The 15,115-nt window shown below is 40.2% G+C and carries 12 protein-coding genes and 2 pseudogenes; 7 read left to right on the top strand and 7 right to left on the bottom strand.

Annotated features, from left to right (window positions below; all coding sequences use genetic code 11):
• Position 1 precedes the first annotated feature (1 nt).
• Positions 2–968: pseudogene (locus A3835_01005) on the bottom strand (peptidyl-arginine deiminase).
• Positions 965–1,207 carry a hypothetical protein gene (locus tag A3835_01010; GenBank protein ORI09157.1) on the bottom strand — a complete coding sequence of 81 codons (243 nt, stop codon included), beginning with the start codon at positions 1,205–1,207 and terminating at the stop codon, positions 965–967. Before A3835_01010 ends, A3835_01005 begins: the two are co-directional and overlap by 4 nt.
• A 113-nt stretch (positions 1,208–1,320) precedes the next feature.
• On the opposite strand from A3835_01010, the gene A3835_01015 reads away from it, so the two are divergent.
• The 4 genes from A3835_01015 (at position 1,321) to A3835_01030 (ending at position 4,322) form a co-directional block, all read left to right on the top strand.
• Positions 1,321–1,974 (top strand): polar amino acid ABC transporter permease, encoded by a 654-nt coding sequence (locus A3835_01015; GenBank protein ORI09125.1) that lies wholly within the window; start codon positions 1,321–1,323, stop codon positions 1,972–1,974.
• Entirely contained in the window at positions 1,961–2,629 is a 669-nt protein-coding gene (locus tag A3835_01020; protein ID ORI09126.1) for an amino acid ABC transporter permease, read from the top strand. Before A3835_01015 ends, A3835_01020 begins: the two co-directional genes overlap by 14 nt.
• A gap of 1 nt (position 2,630) precedes the next feature.
• Positions 2,631–3,368, top strand: a complete 738-nt coding sequence (locus tag A3835_01025) for a glutamine ABC transporter ATP-binding protein (protein ID ORI09127.1) — start codon at positions 2,631–2,633, stop codon at positions 3,366–3,368.
• A gap of 93 nt (positions 3,369–3,461) precedes the next feature.
• Complete coding sequence (locus A3835_01030) at positions 3,462–4,322, top strand: ABC transporter substrate-binding protein (GenBank protein ORI09128.1); 861 nt, start codon at positions 3,462–3,464, stop codon at positions 4,320–4,322.
• A 116-nt stretch (positions 4,323–4,438) separates the two neighbouring features.
• Here the strand turns inward: A3835_01030 and A3835_01035 are convergent, their stop codons facing one another.
• The 4 genes from A3835_01035 to A3835_01050 all read right to left on the bottom strand — a co-directional run bounded on the left by A3835_01035 (position 4,439) and on the right by A3835_01050 (position 8,135).
• Positions 4,439–4,684 (bottom strand): hypothetical protein, encoded by a 246-nt coding sequence (locus tag A3835_01035; protein ORI09129.1) that lies wholly within the window; start codon positions 4,682–4,684, stop codon positions 4,439–4,441.
• Between the two features lie 35 nt (positions 4,685–4,719).
• Complete coding sequence (locus tag A3835_01040) at positions 4,720–6,087, bottom strand: phospho-sugar mutase (GenBank protein ORI09130.1); 1,368 nt, start codon at positions 6,085–6,087, stop codon at positions 4,720–4,722.
• Between the two features lie 135 nt (positions 6,088–6,222).
• A complete protein-coding gene (gene groEL / locus A3835_01045; GenBank protein ORI09131.1) occupies positions 6,223–7,857 on the bottom strand; it encodes a molecular chaperone GroEL in 1,635 nt (544 codons plus the stop codon).
• 17 nt (positions 7,858–7,874) lie between these two features.
• Positions 7,875–8,135, bottom strand: coding sequence for a co-chaperone GroES (locus A3835_01050; GenBank protein ORI09132.1), 261 nt, complete (start codon positions 8,133–8,135; stop codon positions 7,875–7,877).
• Between the two features lie 168 nt (positions 8,136–8,303).
• Between A3835_01050 and A3835_01055 the strand changes: the two genes are divergently transcribed.
• Both A3835_01055 and A3835_01060 read left to right on the top strand, forming a co-directional pair.
• Positions 8,304–10,844: a tryptophanyl-tRNA synthetase gene (locus A3835_01055; GenBank protein ORI09133.1), complete on the top strand. Its 2,541-nt coding sequence runs from the start codon at positions 8,304–8,306 to the stop codon at positions 10,842–10,844.
• A complete protein-coding gene (locus A3835_01060; protein ID ORI09134.1) occupies positions 10,845–12,005 on the top strand; it encodes a prop protein in 1,161 nt (386 codons plus the stop codon).
• A 775-nt stretch (positions 12,006–12,780) separates the two neighbouring features.
• Here the strand turns inward: A3835_01060 and A3835_01065 are convergent.
• Positions 12,781–14,755, bottom strand: a pseudogene (locus tag A3835_01065) (excinuclease ABC subunit B).
• Between the two features lie 125 nt (positions 14,756–14,880).
• Between A3835_01065 and A3835_01070 the strand changes: the two are divergent.
• Entirely contained in the window at positions 14,881–15,114 is a 234-nt protein-coding gene (locus tag A3835_01070) for a hypothetical protein (protein ID ORI09135.1), read from the top strand.
• Position 15,115 lies beyond the last annotated feature (1 nt).

Here is a 15,115-nt window from a genome sequence, read left to right on the forward strand (position 1 = left end):
ACTAAGACCTCTTGTATCTATTTTGGCTTGAGCAGTGAAGCGAGCCATTTTGACGGACAAAAACTAGTGAATTTACACCGATGATCTTTCTATCTGGCAGTGCTTGGCAAGTAAATTTAGCACCTTTTCGTCGTTTTCGTCGTTATATGTTGGCACGATTAGTGCGCCATTTATAAAGATGAAGTTTGCATAGGTGCAGCCAAGCCTTTTACCCTCATAAAATTTAGGCTTAGGAAGCGGCAGAGCAAGTAGCTTAAAGCCAGTTTTTTTAAGCTCATCTTCCATCCTTTTTAGCTCATCAAAGTGCTCATCACTCTCGTCATCACAAGCTGCGTAAGCGATAGTATCAGGCGTGATAAAACGCGCTAAAGTGTCGATGTGGCTATCTGTGTCATCGCCTTTTATAAAGCCATTTTCAAGCCAAATGATACGCTTTAGTCCAAATAAATTTTTTAGTTTTTCTTCGATCTGCTCTTTGCTAAGTGCTTTGTTTCTATTTTCATTTAGCAGGCATTTTGAAGTGGTTAAAAGCACGCCATCTCCGTTAAACTCGATGCTCCCACCCTCTAGTATCATATCAACTGGTTCAAGCTTGGTCTTGTAAATTTTAGCTAGATCTAAATTTATCGCATCATCTTTTGAGCTCTTAAATTTACCGCCCCAAGCGTTAAATTTAAAGTCGTAGCTCTTTACACCATCTTCAGCACAAACGTCGATCATGCCGTAGTCTCTGATCCAAGTATCATCAGTCTCAAGCTTAACAAACTCTACATTTTTAAATTTCTTAAATCTATCAAAATTTGCCTCATCAGGCAGATGAGCACCACCTTCTCATACGGCGTAACAGCAGCCACGATCTCCTCATAGCCCGCTAAAATCTCCTCTAAATAAGGCTCCCAGTCGCTCTTGCTATGTGGCAGCGATAAAAACAAAAGCTCCTGCTCTTCCCACTCTGCATACGCTCTCACGCTCTCTCCTTATAAATTTTATAAATTCCATAAATCGTAATGAATATCCAAAAGACCTCTATCAAAAATGAGCCAAGGTTAAAGTGCACAAAAAGCGAGATGATAAGTAGCACCGCACCTACTAAATTTATTATCTGATAGGCTAGATCGCGGCTATTTAGGCGGCCGATCTGAAGTAAAAAGTAGCCCATCACGATGCAAATCATCCCTAAAAAGCCGATGATCTGAAAAAGATCAATCAAATTTTATCCTTTTTGCAAGCTTAAATTTAAAGCAAGATCATATCTAATTAGTTTTAAATTTATGATTATAAGATAAAATAACTCCATTTTTCAGATTGGATTAAAGTTTTATGGATTTTGAGTTTATTGAGAAATTTTATCCGCTTTATGTTAAGGCCGGAGTGCTTACCTGTGAGATTGCCTTTTTAGGGATCATTTTTTCTATTTTAATCGGTATTTTTTGTATGGCTGTGAAATTTTACAAGCTAAAATTTCTATCAAAAGTGATTGACTGCTACGTTGAGCTTTCAAGAAATACGCCTCTTCTTATACAGCTTTTCTTTTTATATTATGGCTTGCCAAAGCTTGGAGTGTCGATGAGCGGCTTTGCCTGTGCGGTCGCTGGTCTTAGCTTTCTTGGTGGTAGCTATATGAGTGAGAGCTTTAGGCTTGGTTTTGAGGCGGTTAGAAAGTCGCAGATCGAAGCGGGACTAAGCATCGCACTTAGCAAAAATCAGCTCCTAAGATATGTTATCTTGCCTCAAGCATTTAGCGTAGCAGTGCCAAGCATCAGTGCAAATATTATCTTTTTACTAAAAGAGACAAGCATCGTTAGCATCGTGGCACTTGCTGATCTAGTTTACGTCGCAAAGGATCTCATTGGGCTTTATTACAAGACAGACGAGGCACTTTTTATGCTAGTAATTAGCTATCTTATCATCATCTTGCCAGTCTCACTGGTGCTTAGCTATATCGAAAAAAGGGTAAGAAATGCAAGGAGTTAGTATATTATTTGACACGCAAAATTTACTAAGGCTCTTTGAAGGTCTAGTCGTTAGCACAGAAATTTCATTTATCTCTATCTTTATCTCTATAATCGGTGGCTTAGTGCTTGGCGTGCTTATGAGCATGAAAAACAAATTTATCTATTTTATTTTAAAAATTTGCCTAGAAATCGTTCGCATAATGCCTCAGATCGTTTGGCTATTTTTATTTTATTTTGGTGTCAGTAAGGCGTTTGATATTCACATTTCAGCATTTACAGCCTCACTCATCGTCTTTAGCTTGTGGGGAATTTTTGAAATGATGGACATCGTGCGTGGCGCAATAACATCAATACCAAAACATCAATTTGAATCAGCCGCCTCACTTGGGCTTAGTAAATTTCAAATTTACTCTCACGTCATCATCCCACTTGCCACGAGAAGGCTAGTACCTGGAGCTGTAAATTTACTAAGCCGTATGATAAAAACGACATCTATCGTCGTTCTAATCGGCGTTGTAGAGGTAGTCAAGGTCGGCCAGCAGATCATCGAGCGAAATGTATTTACAAATCCTATGGCGCCATTTTGGATATACACGCTCATATTCTTTTTATATTTTGTGATCTGCTATCCAGTCTCAAAACTATCAAAAAAATTAGAAGAAAAATGGAGCTAAAATGAGCGAAAACATCTTGGAACTTAAAAAAATAAATAAATTTTATGGAGAGCTTCACGCCTTAAAGGATATAAATTTAGATGTAAAAAGCGGCGAAGTAGTCGTGCTCCTTGGACCATCGGGCTGTGGCAAGAGCACAACTCTTAGATGTATAAACGGACTTGAGAGTATCGCAAGCGGCGAGATAATAATTGATGGCGAAGTAATTGATGCTAAATTTAATGATTGGCAAAGGATCCGCCAAAAAGTCGGCATGGTCTTTCAAAGCTACGAGCTCTTTGATCATATGAACGTCATAGACAACGTCCTTCTTGGGCCTTTAAAGGTGCAAAAAAGAGATAGAGCTGAAGCCGAAAAGACTGCTGATATGTGGCTAAGCAAGGTTGGACTGCTTGATAAGAAATTTGCCTATCCAAAGGAGCTAAGTGGTGGCCAAAAGCAACGCATAGCAATAGTAAGAAGCCTTTGTTTAAACCCTGAAATTATGCTATTTGACGAGGTTACAGCTGCGCTTGATCCAGAGATCGTTAGAGAAGTGCTTGATGTTATACTAAATTTAGCCAAAGATGGAATGACGATGCTAATAGTCACCCATGAGATGAGCTTTGCAAGGGCGGTTGCAAACAAGATCGTATTTATGGATGCTGGGGCGATCGTGGAGATCAGCGAGCCAGAGGAATTTTTTACAAACCCAAAGAGCGATCGCGCGAAGAAATTTCTAAATTTATTCTCGTTTTAGAAAAAATAAGAGATAATTTGCCGTTTTTTCAAAATGCGTTTAGAGCGAAATTTTAACGCTCTTATTTATTTAACTTTTTTACAAGGAGAAAGAGTGAGAAAATTTAAATTTTTCTTATTAGCATTAATCGCTACCGTCTTTCTAACGGGTTGTGGTAATGACAAAGGTGCCGACACGGCAAAAGCTGCTTCAAACGAAGCTGATGCGATCGCAAAGATCAAAGAGCGCGGATATGTAAGAATTGGCGTTTTCAGCGACAAACCACCATTTGGCTATGTCGATAAAGACGGCAAAAACCAAGGCTATGATATTTACTTTGCAAAACGTATCGCAAAAGACCTACTAGGCGATGAGAGCAAGGTAAAATTTGAGCTAGTCGAGGCTGCTGGTAGAGTTGAAGTTTTAGTAGCAGATAAAGTAGATATCACGCTTGCAAATTTTACAAAAACACCTGAGCGCGCACAAGTTGTTGATTTTGCGCTTCCATACATGAAGGTTTCACTTGGCATCGTAAGCCCTGAAGGTGCGGTGATAAAGAGCATCGATGAGCTAAAAGACAAAACCCTAATCGTAAATAAGGGCACAACCGCAGACGCGTTTTTTACAAAAAATTATCCTGATATCAAGCTTGCAAAATACGACCAAAATACTGAAACATTTGCAGCTTTGGTTGATAAAAGAGGTGCCGCACTAGCACATGATAATGCCCTACTTTTTGCCTGGGCAAAAGAGACTCCTGGTTTTGTTGTAGGCGTTGAAGCACTTGGTGATGTGGATGTGATAGCACCAGCTGTTAAAAAAGGTAACAAAGTTTTACTTGATTGGCTAAACAATGAGATCATTGAGTTAGGCAAAGAAAATTTCTTCCACAAAGACTATGATGCTACACTAAAACCGATCTACGGCGATAGCGTAAATCCAGAATCACTTGTCGTTGAAGGCGGCAAACTCTAAAAATTTAATGGCGTAAATTTTTACGCCATCTCTCTATCTTTTAAATTTAACAAATATACTTGTAAAGTTTTTTGCCGGCAGGTTACACTGCATAAAATCCATAAAGGACGGATATCTTACATATCTGAGCAGCAAGCTAGTAGACGACCTCTTGCAAAATAATGAGCTATTTTAAAAAGAACGCCGACATTAGATAAGATTATATTATCCGCATGAATATTCAAAAAGGCTAAGATGAGCATATACTTAATAAATTTAAATTGTAGATGGTATGTATGCAAAGTTTCCAAAAAATTCGCGAAAGCTAGACGAGAAAGATAAATCTTAGTTTTCGAATGTCTAAATAAAATTTTAAAAGGCATTTTGGAGTAAATTTAGCCTAAAATGCCTTTGCAAGCTACATTAAACTCTTTAACAAATTTGTCACTTTTTGCTCGATCTCTTCTAGAAATTCCTTGCTCTTAGCCTCAAATCTAGTGACGACAACTGGCGTTGTATTTGATGCACGTACCAGCGCCCAGCCATTTTCAAACTGAATTCTAATGCCATCAATGTCGATGATATTTTTTATCTTTGGCAGGTCGCAGCCTTCGTTTTTCACGCACTCTTTTAGCTTGGCAACTATCTTAAATTTAGCCTCATCAGTCGTTTTTGCCTTGATCTCATCGGTACTAAAGACAAGTGGCATCTTATCAAGCTCGCCGTCAAGTTCAAAGCCTTTATGAACTAGCTCAAGCACCCTCATCATTGCATAAAGCGCATCATCAAAGCCAAAGTATCGCTCTTTAAAGAAGATATGACCGCTCACTTCGGCTGCTAGATCTACGTTTAACTCTTTCATCATTTTTTTGATGTTGCTATGCCCAGTCTTGCCCATGAAAACTTCGCCGATCTTTGCGATCTCATCGTACATATTTTGCGAGCATTTAACCTCACCAAGCACCTTTGGATGATCCATATTTAGTGCATAAAGATAGGCTAGCTCATCGCCTTTTATATCTCTTTTTGGCGTTATAACCGCAATCCTGTCGCCATCTCCGTCAAAGCCAAATCCAAGGGCAAATTCTTTCTTTTCGATGAGCGAAAACAGCTCTTTTAAATTCTCTTTTTCACTTGGATCTGGATGGTGATTTGGAAAATTTCCATCTGGATCTTCATATAAAATTTTTGCATTTAGCCCAAGCGCTTTAACGATCGGCACCAAGCTCACGCCAACAGCGCCATTTGCGCAGTCAATAACAAAAGGTTTTTTGAAATTTTTAAGCTCACTAAATTCTTTTACAAAAAACTCAACATATTTTTCTAAGATGTTAAATTTCTCGCAACTCTCATCGTCTATGATCTGCTCACCAGAGGCGATTATCTCATTAACTTTATCTTTTAAAATTTGCAGATCTTTGCCAAAAAAACTATCTTTTTTGATAGTAATCTTAAAGCCATTATACTCTTTTGGGTTGTGAGAGCCCGTGATCATGATATTTGCGTCAAAATAGTCAGCATAGACGCTAAAGTAGCCAACAGGAGTTGGAAGCAAGCCAATGTTGTAAATTTTAAAGCCACCAGCCTTATTTAGACCACTTAGCAGATACCTAAAAAGCGTGCTAGCACTAAGCCTTGCGTCAAAGCCAACGCTTAAAGTTTTTACGCCAAATTCGTTAAATTTCTTACCCAAAGCAAGCCCTATAGCCTTGACGCTATCCTCTGTCAAGTCTTTCTCAAAAATGCCGCGAATGTCGTATTCTCTAAAAATTTCATCATATTTCATTGTAAATTCTCCCTAAAAGAAAGCAAAATGATACAAGAATAAATTTAAAAAGGAGTAAATAATTTTATAAATTTAGTGAGGTTAAAGTTTAGATAAAAATTCGAGCTAGAAAAGGCTCTAGCTCGAAAAGGGCTGCTACATCATGCCGCCCATACCACCCATTCCGCCCATGTCAGGCATTGCAGGCATTGCTTTTTCTTCTTTTATCTCGCTGATAGTTGCCTCAGTTGTTAGTAGTAAGCTAGCCACACTAACAGCGTTTTGAAGCGCAACTCTCTCAACTTTTACTGGATCGATAATGCCAACTTCAAACATATTTACATATTCGCCAGTTGCAGCGTTAAAGCCAAAATTTGCATCTTTGCTTGTCTCAACTGCGTTTGCTACTACGCCTGCGTCAAAGCCAGCGTTTTCAGCGATTTGGCGAAGTGGAGCACGAAGCGCTCTTCTAACGATCTCAGCGCCGATTGCCTCATCTCCTTGTAAATTTAGATTTACACTCTTTGAAGCAAGGATAAGAGCTGAACCGCCACCTACTACGATGCCCTCTTCAACAGCTGCACGAGTAGCACTTAGAGCGTCATCTACGCGGTCTTTTTTCTCTTTCATCTCAGTCTCAGTCGCAGCACCTACTTTGATAACTGCCACGCCACCGCTTAGTTTTGCAAGGCGCTCTTGAAGTTTTTCTTTGTCATAGTCGCTTGTAGTCTCTGCGATTTGCGCTTTGATCTGAGTTATTCTAGCGTCGATCACTGACTTCTCGCCTGCGCCATTTACGATAGTTGTGTTATCTTTGTCGATAACTACGCTTGAAGCTTGTCCAAGGTCGTTTATAGTAGCGCTTTCTAGTGTTCTGCCTAGCTCTTCGCTGATGACTTCGCCACCTGTTAAGATAGCAATATCTTCAAGCATCGCTTTTCTTCTGTCGCCAAAGCCAGGAGCTTTAACAGCTGAGATGTTTAGCACGCCGCGAAGTTTATTTACAACAAGCGTTGCAAGTGCCTCGCCCTCGATATCTTCAGCAATAATTAGAAGTGGTTTGCCACTTTTTTGTACTTGCTCAAGCACTGGAAGCAAGTCTTTTAAATTTGTGATCTTCTTGTCAAATAGCAATATGAATGGATTGCTTAGCTCAACTTGCATTTTTTCAGGGTTTGTGATGAAATATGGGCTTAGGTATCCGCGGTCAAACTGCATACCCTCAACAACGCTTAGCTCGTCTTGGATAGACTTTGCCTCTTCTACTGTTATAACGCCATCTTTGCCGACTTTCTCCATCGCATCAGCGATAAGCTTGCCGATGCTCTCGTCTGAGTTTGCAGAGATAGTAGCGATCTGAGCGATCTCCTTTGAGCCTGATACTTTTTTAGAGATATTTTTTAGTGCATCTATAAGCGCTGCTACTTCTTTATCCATGCCGCGTTTTACTTCGATAGGATTTGCGCCAGCAGTTACGTTTCTAAGACCCTCTTTAAATATCGCATGAGCTAGTACAGTAGCTGTTGTAGTGCCGTCACCTGCTTGGTCATTTGTCTTGCTCGCTACTTCTCTAACTAGGCTTGCACCCATGTTTTCGATAGTATCTTTTAGCTCAACCTCTTTAGCCACACTAACGCCGTCTTTTGTGATGTTTGGCGCGCCAAAGCTCTTTTGGATAAGGACATTTCTGCCTCTTGGTCCCATTGTCACTTTTACAGCGTCATTTAGTTTTTTTACGCCCTCGTATAGGCGGTTTCTTGCATCATCAGAGTAAAAAATTTCTTTTGCCATTGTTTTTCCTTTTTAAATTATTTAATCACACCTAAAACATCGTCGATATTTAAAACAAGATATGTTTTATCATCTAAATTTATCTCAGTGCCACCGTATTTTGCAAATACAACTTTATCACCAACTTTTACGCCCTCTACTTCAGTCCCGACTGCTTTTACCTCACCGCTTAAAGGTTTTTCTTTTGCGTTATCAGGTATAATAATGCCCGAAGCTGTGGTCTTTGTCTCCTCTACGCGTTCGACTAGAACACGCTTGCCTAATGGTTGAAAGTTCATTGTTCATCCTTTTGGTTTAATTGTCTTTTTTAGCACTCTTTATTTTTGAGTGATGAAATCCTAGCACTTTTTTCTAAAAAAGTCAATAATTTATAGTTAAATTTTATTAAAACTTTAGTCACTTGCACTAAAGTTTTATGATATATAAAACTAATATAAAGGAAATTTATGAAAAAAATAGTCTATTTAGTAGTGGCTTTGGGGCTGATAATCCTTTGCATTTTTGGCTTTATCTTTAGCTCTTTTGGTAATAAATTTATAGCCAGCAAAATAGAAAAAGAGGCACTTGCTCGCGGTATCGATATGAAATTTAAATATTTTAGTTTAGGATTTAGCACGCTAAATTTAGAAGCGACCGTGATGAATGCCATAAATTTAAAGGCAAATGGCGAGCTTTCACTACTTGCTCAAAATATGAATTTGAACATAGATATAAACGCTGACAAGGCAAGGGCTAGCGAGCTTGGACTAAAAAAAGATGTCGCACTTAAAGCAAACGTGACTGGTAAATTTAGCGACTTCAAACTAGTGGCAACTGGCACGGCGCTTGGCTCAAATATAAATTTAAATGCAATTTTAAAAGATTATCTGCCAAAAGCCTTAAATCTTGACGCAAAAAATATTGAGCTTTCTGAAATTACAGCCCTAGCTCAAAAGCCAAATTTAGCTAGCGGCAAGCTTGATCTAACGAGCAATATGCAAGGGATTGATGATAAAAATGAGCCCATTATGAATGCTCAAATTTTAGCAAGTGATGGCGTAATAAATAAAGAAATTCTTAAAAACGAATTTGGGCTAAATTTAGCAAAAGATATAAGCTTTAAAGGCGGCATAAATGCTAAATTTGCAAATGAAAAAGTAGTGGCAAAAACCCTTATCATTGCGCCTGAAGCCACTTTAAAAGCAAATGAGACGACTTATGATCTAAGTAGCAAAAATTTAAAGAGCGACTTTTTGCTAAACGTTCCTGATCTTGCCCTTCTTGGCAAGCTTTTGGGGCAACAGCTAAGCGGCTCTGTGGACGCAAACGGCGAAATTACAATGCAAGAAAACGCTCTTAAAAACCTAAAAGCTGAGATAAACGGCCTTGGTGGCAAGATAAATGCAAATTTTGATAGTAAAAACTTGGCCCTAAATGCGGCCAGCATAAAGCTAAAAGAGCTTCTAGCGCTTGCCTTGCAGCCTAGCTACGCAGACGGAGAGATAAATTTAAACGCAAATTTTAGCGGCTTTGACGAGCTAAAAAAGCTTGCAGGCGAGACTAAATTTGAGATAAAAAACGGCCTTATAAATAATGGTCTTACAAAGCTTAAAAATGCGGCGAAATTTGAGCTAAAAGGCGGCGCCACTGCAAAAAATGAACTTGTAAATTTTGACGCAAACGTGCTTAGTGATCTTGGCGAGCTAAAGGATGTAAAGGGCGTTTTTGACCTAAAAAACAGCCAAATTTTTAGCAAATTTGCCCTGCTCATTAGCGACCCTGAGAAATTTAAAGCGGTTAGCGGCTTTGAGGTTGGCTCAAAGATGGCGCTTGCGGGCGATGTGAAGGTTAAAGCAAGCAAGATAGATGAGCTAAATTTAGGCGGTGATGCCTTTGCTGGCAAGCTAAACGCCACCATAAAAAATGAAAATCTTGATCTTAGCCTAAAAGAGGCGCAGCTAGGAGAGATCTTGGCACTTAGCGGCAATGATAGACTGGCAAACGCTAAGGCAAATGTCCAGGCAAAAGGGCAAAATATCTTTAGTAAAAGCCCAAACATCACCGCAACGATCGCTTTAAACGAGGGCAAATTTAACGCAGCAGCACTTAGCAAAATGCTTGATAAAAAATTCCCAGAAAATGAGAAATTTAGCTCAAATTTGAGCCTAGACTATAAAGGCGAAATGGCAAAATTTAGCGGCGACTTTCTTAGCTCGCTAGCTGATATAAAGGGCATAGACGGCAGCTTTGACGTGGGTAAAAGCACGCTAAGCTTAAAGCTTCAAGCGGTAGTTTCAGAGCTAAATAGGCTTGCATTTTTAGCTGGTCGCGAGCTTCACGGTAAATTTGCAGCCCTCGTAACGGCAAATGGCAAAGTGGATGATCTAAGCGTGAAAGCCACTTCAGATGATCTATTTAAGGGCAAACTAGAGGCAAACTACAAAGGCGGCACGCTTGATGCGATGCTAAAAAACTTCGAGGTCAAGGGGCTAACGCAGACTTTGGGGTTAGAGCATCTTTATGATGGCAACGGCGATGCTAAATTTGACTACGAGACAAAGCAAAAGCTCGGTAAATTTGACATCTTGCTAAAAGAGGGGCACCTAGCCAGCACAAATCTCACAAACAATATAAAAACCTTCACCGGCAAGGACATCACAAAAGAAATTTACAAAGATGGCAAAATTTACGGCGATATAAAGGGCGATAACGTCATTTTTAACGTAAATTTAAGCTCGCCAAAGAGCGACATAAAGGTTGCAAACGGCACTTATAATACCGCGACAAAAATGCTTAATGCGCCGCTTGTTTGCAGGCTCGAAAAGACCGATCTAAACGTGCAAATCTCAGGCACGACAGACAAGCTAAAATACGACGTCAGATCGCAGTATCTCGAAAATAAGGTCAAAAAAGAGATAGGTAGATTTTTAGATAAAAAGCTTGGCAAAGATGATGACGCAAGCGGCGAAAAGCAAAATTTAAAGGGGCTTTTAAAAGGGCTATTTTAGATGAAAAAGGCGGAAAATTTAAAGTATCTAATGGGGCTTGGGCACTTTTGTAGTGACATAAACCAAAGCGCGCTTGGTGCGATGCTGCCCTTTTTCATCGCGAGCTACCACTACGACTACGCCACAGCCGCCTCGCTCGTGACCGCCACAAATTTAGCAAGCTCGCTCATCCAGCCACTTATCGGCCGCCTAAGCGACAAAAAAGAGCTGCCCTACGTCATCCCGCTTGGGCTACTGCTTGCGGGCGGTGGCATGAGCCTAACTGGCTTTGTCACAAACTACTACATCATCTTGCTTTGCGTGATGATAAGCGGTATCGGCGCCGCGCTCTTTCACCCAAGTGCCGCAAGGATCGTAAACTACGCCTCAAACGCCAAAAATAGAGCCAAAAGCATAAGCATATTCTCTTTTGGTGGCAACGCGGGCTTTGCAGTTGGGCCCATTTTAGTCGCCGTTTTTGTGGGAAATTTTGGCCTAAAAGGGACGCTGGTCTTTATAATCCCTCAAATTTTTCTAACACTTTTATACCTTAAAAAGGGCAAATTTATAAAAGCACTAGAAGACAATCACAAAAAGCAAATTTCACAAAAAACAAGCGCTCTAAAAGACGATCTGGGCGCGTTTTTAAGGCTTTGTCTGTGTATATTTTCACGCTCGATCGTCGCATTTGGCTTTGCGGCATTTTTTAGCATCTACCTCATCAAAATTTTTGGTCTTAGTAAAGAAGCTGCAAATGTAAATTTAAGTATGTTTTTTGCTGCAGGTGCGATCTCTACGCTATTTGGCGGAGCACTAGCGGATAAATACGGCCTAGTTAGACTCATCAAAATAAGCCTAAGTATCGCCGCGCCGCTAGTCGTGCTAATGCTCTTTATCGACAACTACGCGCTATTTCTCGCGGCCTCCATGTGCGTGAGTGGCTACATCAGCCTATCTTTTAGCCCCTCAATCGCCCTTGCACAGCTTTATCTGCCAAATCAAATCGGCCTAGCCTCTGGCGTAACGCTTGGGCTTAGTATAACAATCGGCGGTATATTCGCAACAGTCATCGGCAAGATCGCTGACATCTTTAGCCTAATACACTCATTTTACTTTATCGCCGCAGTATCGCTCATCTGCGCGGCTTCTAGCTATTTTTTAAAGCCGGTTAGCAAAGCTTAAATTTATAAAAATAGCTTGCTAACAGCGTAGAGCAACGAAAGACGCAGTCAATTTTTTCGCCTTCAGCGCTGATTTTGTAAATTTTACTTTTTGTGCTTTAAATTTGCTTGGTAGGCGAAATTTTATGTGAGTTGAAATTTAAACAAACTTGCCAAAGAGAGGAAAAATTTGCTTCGATACAAGGCAGTAAGACTAAATTTAAAGATATAAAAGAGTCAAGCCATGGCATTTGGCAGCGGTATTTTGTGACAGATTTAAATTGTTGCGCAGTTAAAATTTGCGCAGACTAGACAAATATAAATTTAAATTTTAGTCACAAAGCATCAAGGCAAAGTATCTTGTGATGATTTTAAATATTTTGCTTTGCAAGCTCGCAACTGCAAGCAGAAACGAAGAAATTTTCGACTGAAAATAAAGCAAGTAATTTTAAAACCCAAGATGCAGTATTTTTTTGCTAGACGAGGCGAAATTTTACGATACAAAGGAGCATACATATAGTATGTGACTGAAGTAGAGTGAAATTTCAACGACGTATAGCAGAAAAAGACAAATTGCCAAAGACAAGAAATTTTTTGTTTTAGACAAGACGGATGAGCAAAAAACAAGGGAGCATATATAATATTAAATGTGAGCAACATTAAAATTTAAATTTATATAACGGCAGTATTTTGTGTTAGATTTAAATGTTGCGCAGTTAAAATTTGCGCAGACTAGACGCATAGTCTGTCGAGTAAAATTTTAGCAATCTCATTTAAAAATATACAAAAGACAACGCTTATAATTTTCTCATCTTTGCTATCTCATCTCTCAGCGCCGCCGCCTTCTCAAACTCAAGCTGCGCCGCTGCTTCAAGCATCTGTTTTCTCAGCTCTTTTACGATCGCAGCTCGCTCGCTAGCTGGCATCTTCTCTAAATTTTTACCACGTTTATAAATTTCACCATCATCTTCGACATGCAGGCTCTCTTCGATATTTCTACTTGCAGAGTGCGGCGTTATGCCGTGAGCTTTGTTGTACTCATCTTGAAATTTACGCCTAGCTGTCGTCGTATCGATCGCCTCTTTCATCGAGTGCGTGATCTTTTTGGCAAACATTAGCACCTTGCCATTTACATTTCTAGCTGCACGCCCCATCGTCTGTATAAGGCTCGTGGTCGAGCGTAAAAAGCCCTCTTTATCGGCATCCATTATCGCTATCAGGCTCACTTCAGGTAGGTCAAGCCCCTCACGGAGCAAATTTATACCTATTAGCATGTCAAACTCGCCACTTCTAAGCCCTCTAATGATTTCATTTCGCTCGATCGCGTCGATGTCTGAGTGCATGTACTTTACCTTGACGCCAAGCTCGATGTAGTAGCGACTTAGCTCTTCAGCCATCTTTTTAGTTAGCACCGTGACAAGCACACGCTCATTTCTAGCGATGACCGCCTTTGCCTCGTCAAATAGTACCTCACTTGATTGTCACTATTTTTTATCTCAATGAGCGGATCTAGTAGTCCAGTAGGACGCAAAATTTGCTCATATACATGTCCCTGACTGATACCAAGCTCGTACTCGTTTGGCGTGGCTGAGACAAAGAGAAATTTCGCCTTTTTGCTTATAAACTCGTCAAATTTAAGAGGTCTGTTATCAAGCGCTGATGGCAAGCGAAATCCATACTCTACAAGCACCTCTTTACGGCTCCTATCGCCTGCGTACATACCCCTAAACTGTGGCAAACTCACATGGCTCTCATCGACGATAACCAGATAGTCTTTGCCGCTTATCTCAAAGTAGTCAAACATCGAGTATGGCGTCTCTCCGGGCTTTTGACCAGTTAGGTGGCGCGCGTAGTTTTCTATACCTTTGCACATACCCGTACTTGCCATCATCTCAAGGTCAAACTCCACCCTTTGCTTTAGCCTCTGCGCCTCGACTAGCTTGCCCTGCTCGTTAAATTCTTTCAAACGCGCATCAAGCTCCTCTTCGATCTCCTTCATCGCGATCTTTAGTCTATCAGCGCCCACGATAAACTGACTGGTGGCATAAAGCGTAAATTTAGAGATATCCTTTAGGCGTTTATTATCAAGCACGTCAAAATGATACATCGCATCGATCTCATCACCGAAAAACTCAACTCTCAGGCTTCGTCGTTGTAATAAGCTGGGTAAATATCCACCACATCGCCATTTACACGAAAATCCCCCCTGTCAAAGTAGTTGTCATTGCGCTTATAGCCCATATCCACAAGCTGTTCTAAAAGCTTTCTTTGGCTTATCTTCTCACCAACGCTAAGATATGCCACCATCCCCTTATACTCGCTTGGATTACCAAGTCCGTAGTTTGCAGAGACTGAGGCGATACAGATCACATCATCAAAGCTTAGCAAACTAGCCGTCGCAGAGAGACGCAGGCGCTCAAGCTCCTCATTCACCGAGCTATCCTTTTCTATATATAGGTCGCTTCTTGGGATGTATGCCTCTGGTTGATAGTAGTCGTAGTAGCTTATGAAGTACTCGACATGGTTTTTTGGGAAAAAGCCCTTAAATTCGCTGTAAAGCTGAGCAGCAAGGGATTTGTTATGCGTCATTATAAGCGTTGGCATGTTTAGCTCACGTATGACATTTGCCATGGTGAAAGTCTTACCTGATCCTGTCACGCCTAGAAGAGTTTGGTATTTATTGCCTGAATTTATGCCTTTTACTATCTCTTTTATCGCTCTTGCTTGGTCGCTGCTTGGGCTAAATTTAGATGAAATTTCAAATTTACTCATTGATTGCCTTTAAATTTGGGCGAATTTTATAGCAAAGATAGTGCTTTGTCAAATGAGAATTTTAATAAGAATTTAGCCTCTGCGTGTTAGAATACGAGCCTAATTATTATTTTAAAGGAACTTTTATGTTTGAAGATAATGCGATCTTAACCACACTAAGCGATAAAGTAAATGACCTAATCACAAAATATGACGAACTTTGCAAAACGAACGAAGAGTTGCGTAATGAGATCGTAACTTTAAAAGCACAAAATGAGGCGAAAAGCAATCAAATCATGCGTTTAGAAGAGGATCTTGACAAGAAAAATACCGAAGCTGACGATGTAATGAGAAAAATCGAAGCTGTCCTTGGCAGATAAG

The organism is Campylobacter concisus, assembly GCA_002092835.1.
Classification (GTDB): Bacteria; Campylobacterota; Campylobacteria; order Campylobacterales; family Campylobacteraceae; genus Campylobacter_A; species Campylobacter_A concisus_K.

Coding starts and splice junctions, on each gene's coding strand:
- A3835_01070 (ORI09135.1), top strand. CDS start 14,881: ATGTTTGAAGATAATGCGATCTTAACCACACTAAGCGATAAAGTAAAT.
- A3835_01015 (ORI09125.1), top strand. CDS start 1,321: ATGGATTTTGAGTTTATTGAGAAATTTTATCCGCTTTATGTTAAGGCC.
- A3835_01055 (ORI09133.1), top strand. CDS start 8,304: ATGAAAAAAATAGTCTATTTAGTAGTGGCTTTGGGGCTGATAATCCTT.
- A3835_01060 (ORI09134.1), top strand. CDS start 10,845: ATGAAAAAGGCGGAAAATTTAAAGTATCTAATGGGGCTTGGGCACTTT.
- A3835_01040 (ORI09130.1), bottom strand. CDS start 6,087: ATGAAATATGATGAAATTTTTAGAGAATACGACATTCGCGGCATTTTT.
- A3835_01050 (ORI09132.1), bottom strand. CDS start 8,135: ATGAACTTTCAACCATTAGGCAAGCGTGTTCTAGTCGAACGCGTAGAG.
- A3835_01035 (ORI09129.1), bottom strand. CDS start 4,684: ATGCCTTTTAAAATTTTATTTAGACATTCGAAAACTAAGATTTATCTT.
- groEL (ORI09131.1), bottom strand. CDS start 7,857: ATGGCAAAAGAAATTTTTTACTCTGATGATGCAAGAAACCGCCTATAC.
- A3835_01025 (ORI09127.1), top strand. CDS start 2,631: ATGAGCGAAAACATCTTGGAACTTAAAAAAATAAATAAATTTTATGGA.
- A3835_01020 (ORI09126.1), top strand. CDS start 1,961: ATGCAAGGAGTTAGTATATTATTTGACACGCAAAATTTACTAAGGCTC.